This window comes from Actinoplanes sp. NPDC024001 (genome assembly GCF_040638955.1).
Taxonomy (GTDB): Bacteria; Actinomycetota; Actinomycetes; order Mycobacteriales; family Micromonosporaceae; genus Actinoplanes.
Map to the genome: position 1 here is coordinate 24,884 of NZ_JBEZZB010000130.1, position 6,015 is coordinate 30,898.

5 protein-coding genes are annotated in these 6,015 nt (G+C 73.4%); 3 read left to right on the forward strand and 2 right to left on the reverse strand.

Annotated elements, in window-relative coordinates:
- Nucleotides 1-130: 130 nt before the first annotated feature.
- Entirely contained in the window at nt 131-1,822 is a 1,692-nt protein-coding gene (locus tag AB0F81_RS36990) for a hypothetical protein (protein WP_360205199.1), read from the reverse strand.
- A 147-nt stretch (nt 1,823-1,969) separates the two neighbouring features.
- Nucleotides 1,970-2,965 carry an NADP-dependent oxidoreductase gene (locus AB0F81_RS36995; protein WP_360205202.1) on the reverse strand — a complete coding sequence of 332 codons (996 nt, stop codon included), beginning with the start codon at nt 2,963-2,965 and terminating at the stop codon, nt 1,970-1,972.
- A gap of 101 nt (nt 2,966-3,066) precedes the next feature.
- On the opposite strand from AB0F81_RS36995, the gene AB0F81_RS37000 reads away from it, so the two are divergent.
- Genes AB0F81_RS37000 through AB0F81_RS37010 form a run of 3 tightly spaced genes read left to right on the forward strand, consistent with a single transcriptional unit; the run spans nt 3,067 to nt 5,341 of the window.
- Entirely contained in the window at nt 3,067-3,696 is a 630-nt protein-coding gene (locus tag AB0F81_RS37000) for a TetR/AcrR family transcriptional regulator (RefSeq protein WP_360205204.1), read from the forward strand.
- Nucleotides 3,697-3,717: 21 nt separating this feature from the next.
- Nucleotides 3,718-4,842 carry an NAD(P)-binding domain-containing protein gene (locus tag AB0F81_RS37005; RefSeq protein ID WP_360205206.1) on the forward strand — a complete coding sequence of 375 codons (1,125 nt, stop codon included), beginning with the start codon at nt 3,718-3,720 and terminating at the stop codon, nt 4,840-4,842.
- A gap of 16 nt (nt 4,843-4,858) precedes the next feature.
- A complete protein-coding gene (locus AB0F81_RS37010; RefSeq protein ID WP_360205209.1) occupies nt 4,859-5,341 on the forward strand; it encodes a molybdenum cofactor biosysynthesis protein in 483 nt (160 codons plus the stop codon).
- The last annotated feature ends 674 nt before the right edge of the window (nt 5,342-6,015 follow it).

Genomic DNA, 6,015 nt, shown 5'->3' on the forward strand with positions numbered 1-6,015 from the left:
GCCATCCGCATCATCCCACCGCATTTGCCCATTCCAGCAAGGCGAGGTGGGTCACCGTGGCGATTTTCCGGGTTAATCCGACGTTTCGGCCCGCATCACGTCGGAATCTGGCCGAAATTACCCCAAAAGGTCACTCCCAGGTGGGCACCCACCACTGCCACCCCGACGGAGCCGGCGGCCAGGACGGATCCGGGCGCCAGCCGGCCGGCGGGTACCACCCGGCGGGCGGCACCGGCCACCCGGGCGGGACCGCGAACCGGATGCCGGTCGGCGCCGGCGGGATCGGCGGATGCGGGTTGCCCTCCGGCGCCGGGGAGACCGGGGCGGCGCCGCCGCGGCGGCCGGCGTTGCCCTTCACCACCGCGGTCAGCGCGGGAATGACCGTGGTCTCCGCGATCGCCGCGCCGGCCGGGTCCGGAGCGCCCGGGCTGACCGGCTGCGCCGCCAGGTCGGCGAACAGGGCCGGCTCGGCCGCCTGACGCACCGAGGTCGGCGTGATCGGCTCGGTGACCGCGGGTGAGGCGGCCGCCGGGTCGATCCGCGGAATCGACCCGGTGCCCGTGGCCGGCGGGTCCAGCCGGGGAGCGGAACCGCCCGGCAGCGAACCGGTGGACGGCAGCGTCGGCAGGCTCGAGCTCGACGACGAGGCCCAGCTCGGCACACCGCCGCTGGGCACCGCCCAGCTCGGCATCCCGGCCGGCTCGGACGACGACCAGGTCGCCGCCGGCTCGCTCGGCGCGGCCCAGCTCGGCACCGGCTCACTCGGGGCGGCCCAGCTGGGAACCGGCTCGCCCGGAGGCATCCAGCTCGGCGCCGGCTCGTTCGAGGCCGCGCGGCTCGGCGCGGGCTCGTTCGGGGTGGACCAGGTGGCCGGCGCCGGGTTGCCGGCCGGACCCGGCGCAGCACTCCCCGATGCCATCCCCGCCGTGACCGGTCCCGTGGTGGCCACGCCGGAGGAGGAGAAGCTGGACGGGGCCCGGCCGGACGCCTCGGAACCGGCCGTGAGGAAAGCCGAAGCCGCCGGAGCGGCCGGGGAGACGGCGGCCGCGGCCTGCCGGGCGGCCACGCCCTGCATGCTCTCCGGCAGGTCGTGGGCCCGCGCGACGTAGAGCATCACCTCGGCCTTGCCGTCGTTGCCCTTGACGATCGCCCGTGCGGCCGTGACCAGGCCCTGCTCAGCCAGGTGCCGCAGGGCGGGCAGCAGCTCACCGCTCATCTTCGGGCTCAGGTCGCCCACCCGGGCGTCCCCGATCCGCACCTCGACCAGGTGGTCGGCCATCTCGTGCAACGTCACGTAGGCCCAGCACTCACCCTCGCGGCGCAGCAGCGGCCGCAGCGCCTCCAGGAACTGCTGCTGGCCGTTGACCTGGACCGCCGAGCCGCTGGGCAGCAGCCGGTGCTCCTGGACCGGCGGCGAGTTCGCCGGCACCAGCATGTGCGGCTCGGCCAGGTCGAGCCGGATGGTGCCGACGAAGGCCGGCGGCCGCCCGTCGAACTCGCCCCACTCCCGCCCGTGGATGCGGGCGTTCACCTCGGGCACCAGCCCGCGGGTGGTGAGCGAGGTGAGCACCTGGACATAGCGGGCGGCCTCGGGCCGCGGCAGGTGGCCGAGCAGGCTGCCACCCGACCAGACGCCGACAGCATTGCGGTCGTGCCGGTTGGTCCGGTCGGGTATCAGCTGCACGGGAACGGTTATGTCGGTTCCCTGCGGGTCGAAGTTCCGGCCGAAGAGCGCACGTATCGCCTTGGCGTAGTGCGTCTCGCCGACCACCTCGGCGCTTGCCCAGCCCGCTTGTCCCCAAAGTTGGAACCGATTCGCCACACGGGAACGCTAGTGTCTGCTTTCCGTCAGTGACCTCACCCGTACGGACGAGTGCGATCAACCATACGTTCCGTATCGGGTCCGCTCGGGAGAGCGACCAAACCATCGTTCAGGAACGGAAAATCCCGGCGTCCCGTCTGAAATTGATCAGAGGCGAACGACCATCTTGCCGGTGTTCTCGCCGCGCATCAAACCGAGGAACGCCTCCGGAGCGTTCGCCAGGCCGTCCACCACGGTTTCCCGGGCGGTAATCTGCCCGGCACGCAGCCAGGCTCCGACCTCGGCCAGGAAGTCGGGCATCCGGTGGTTGTGGTTGCCGACGATGAAGCCGCGCAGGTTCAGCTCCTTGCCGACCGCCAGCGCCAGGTTGCGCGGGCCGGTGGGCGGGGCCACGTCGTTGTACTGAGCGATCGCACCACAGAGCGCGACCCGGCCGAACTTGTTCAGCGAGCCGAGAGCCGCCTCCAGGTGGTCGCCGCCGACGTTGTCGAAGTACACGTCGATGCCGTCGGGGGCCGCGGAGCGGAGCTGGTCCCGTACCGGAGCGTCCTTGTAGTTGAAGGCGGCGTCGAAGCCGAGGTCGTCGACGAGGTGGCGGACCTTGTCCGCCGAGCCGGCGCTGCCGATCACGCGCTTCGCTCCGCGAAGCCGGGCGATCTGCCCGGCGACGCTGCCGACGGCGCCGGCGGCGCCGGAGATGAAGACCGTGTCACCCTCGCGGAACTGCGCGATGTCGAGCAGCCCGACGTACGCCGTGAGCCCCGTCATCCCGAGCAGGCCGAGATAGGCGGAGAGGGTCGGCGCGGCGGCCGGGTCGACGACGCGCACCCGGGCCGCGTCGGCCACCGCGAACTCCCGCCAGCCGTAGCCGTGCGCGACCACCGCGCCGACCTCGATGCCGTCGGCACGCGACTCGACCACCTCGCCGACCGCGGCGCCGTCCAGCGGCGCACCGACCTGGAAGGGCGCGATGTAGGACTTGGTGTCGTTCATCCGGCCCCGCATGTAGGGGTCGACCGACATGTAGAGGTTGCGGATCAGCACCTGACCGTCGCCGGGCGTGGGGACGGGCGCCTCGGCGATCTCGAAGGTCTCGGCGGTGGGCCAGCCGGTGGGGCGGGCGGCGAGGCGGATCTCTTTCATGGCTACCTCCGGGGGACGGCTTGTCGTGGTTAGTCGACAGTACGTCGAAAAACTCGACAGCGCGTCGAGTCCGTCCTGTGGGAAGGGTTACGGTTGATCGCATGAGCTCTCCCCCCGCCGTTCCCCGCGGCCGTCGCCGCGGCCCCAGCAAGGGCGACCGGCGCGAACAGGCGATCCTGAACACCGCCCGGGAGCTGCTGGCCCGCAAACCGCTCGCCGAGATCACCATCGACGAGCTGGCCGCCGGAGCGGAGATCTCCCGGTCGAGTTTCTACTTCTACTTCGACTCGAAACTCGCCGTCGTGATCGCGCTGCTGCACGGCCTGGCCGGCGAACTCGACGCCGACGCCGGCCCGTGGCTCGACGGCACCGGCCCGGACGAACCGGCCCTGCGCCGGTCCCTCGCCGCGCTCGCCGCCATCTGGCAGACCCACGGCCGGCTGCTCGCCGGGGCGCTGGCCGCCGCCCCCGGCTGCCCGCCGATCGGCGAATGGCGCGCCCGGCTGCGTACCGCCCACGTCACGCGCCTCGCCGCGCGCATCGAACGGGACCGCGCCGCCGGCCTGGCACCGGACGGACCGGCCCCGCACGTGCTCGCCGGGATGATCGACGACCTGCGGACCGCGGCGTTCGCCGGCGCCGACGACCCGCGCCGCCTCGTCGGCGATCTGGTCACCGTCGAGCTGCGCATGCTGTACGGCGATTTGCGCGTTCCCCACTCGGAAGGGTGACCGGGCAGGCACCCTGAGGTCATGCGGATCGGTGTGATCGGGGCAGGGCGGCTCGGCGGCACACTCGCGGCGTGGTGCGCCGAAAGCGGACATGACGTGGCGGTCACCTCCCGGCATCCGGAACGGGTGCGCGAGCTGGTGGACCGGATGAACTGGCAGCTGCGGGTGCTGACGGTCCCGCAGGCCGCCACCTTCGGCGACATGGTGATCTTCGCGCCGAACTGGGCCTCCGCGAAGGAGGCGGTCGATCTGACACTCGGCGGCATCGAGGGCAAGGTGGTCATCGACGCCACCAATCCGGCGGATCCGGTGCCGGGCGTACCGGGGCCCGGCGGGCTGGCCGGCATGCCGGGCGGTGGTGCGTTCTCCGGGGCCTATCCCGGTGATTCGGCCGGGGCGTCCTCCGGCGTCTACCCCGGCGGCGCGGCTGGGGCATCCTCCGGCGTCTACCCCGGCGGCGCGGCTGGGGCATCCTCCGGCGTCTACCCCGGCGACGCGGCTGGGGCATCCTCCGGCGTCTACCCCGGCGACGCGGCTGGGGCGGCCTCCGGGCTCTACCCGGGCCACACGGCTGGGGTATCCCCCGGGCTCTACCCCGGCGACGCAGGCGTCTACCCCGGCACCGCGGCCGGGGGGCCCGCTGGGCTCCACGCCGGTGATGCGGCCGCGACCGGCATGCCGGGTGCCGGGGCGTTCTCGGGTGTTCTCGCCGGCGATGCGGGCGCTGGGGCCTTCTCCGGAGCCAGCGTCAAGAGCGCGGTCAATATCGCGGCCGCGGTCACCGGCCCGCCGGGTGAGGCCGCCGACCGGCTCCTGGCCCGGGCCGGCGGCAAGAGCGGCCTGGAGACGCTGATCGAATGGGCGCCGGAAGCACACTGGGTGAAGGCGTTCAACACCATCCCGGCCGAGGTGCTGACCCGGCGGCGGGGGCACGATCCGCTGCTCGCCGAGTTCGTCTGCACCGACCAGCCGGACGCGCGGGAAGCCGCCTCACGGATCATCCGCGAACTCGGTTTCGCCCCGTTCTACGCCGGCGGCGCCAAGGCGGCGCGGCTCACCGAGACCGGCGGCCCGCTGCAGAGCCGCGAGGTGGACGTGCAGGACGCCACCGAGGTGCTGGCCGAGGCGCTGTCCGCGCTGCGCTGAGCCCTAGACTCCGGCCATGCCGGAGATCGTGGAGTTGCTGGCCTCACCCGTGCACCGCTTCGAGGGCCGCCCCGCGGACGGCCCGGCGCCGGCCCCGGAGGGCGAACTGGTCGAGGAGATCCGGATCCGGGCCGGTCTGGGCATCGTCGGGGACCGCTACTACGCCCACCCGGCACACCGGGACGCCAGCGTCACCGTGATCGCCCGGGAGTCGCTGCCGGTGGGCGCGGGGCTGACCGAGGTGCGCCGGAACATCCTGGTAGCCGGCATCGAGGTGGACTCGCTGGTGGGGTCGGTTCTCAGCCTGGACTCGGGGCAGGGCGCGGTCCGGCTGCGGGTGCGGCGGCCGGCCAACCCGTGCGCCTGGATGGATGTGACGCTCGGGCCCGGCGCGTGGCGAGCGTTGCGGGGGCGGGGTGGTGTGCGGTGCGTGCCCCTGAACGACGGCATCCTGCGAGTGGGACCGGTCAGCGTCGGGATCGAGCCCGACACGGCCTGAAACCGCGCCCCTCCTCCGGCTCGCACGCCGTCACGGTTGGCAGGTGCAGCTGGCCAGCGGCCCTGCACTCACGCGCCGCCGAAACGCCCGTCACGCCGGCACGCGAAGCTGCCCAGCGGTCCCTGCACCTATCCCCCGCCGAAACGCCCGTTGCGGCCGGCAGGTGGATGCGGAATGCCGGCTGGGCGCGGAACACGCGGCTGGCAGTCATGTACCGAATGCGAGCCGTTACGTCCAACGGTGCCAGCCGAGCGAGCCGCCGGTCACCTGGGTGGTGGGGCGAACTCGCATGAGCGACGGCCGGGCCGCGCCGGGGCCACGCCGGCCGTGGGCCATGCACCTGACGCGCCGCTCCTTGCCCGCATGGGCGACGGCTGAGCCGACGCCACGCGGCAGGGCTGCGCGATACCCGCGTGAGCGACGGCCGGGCGGTGCAGGCCGGGTGCGCCTGCGCGGCGGCGGGTGGGGAGATGGCCGGGCCGGCAGGCAGGCGGCGGGGCGGGAGGCCGGGAGCGGGAGGTGAGGGCGGGAGGCGAGGGCGAGAGGCGAGAGGCGGGAAGCGAGGGCGGGAGGGCTAGGTGTACTGACCACGGACGTTGGTGACGGGGAGATCTTGAAATAGGCGAGGGCCTTCGGGTTCGGTGTGGATTGCGACGTCCTACCCCGAACCTGCG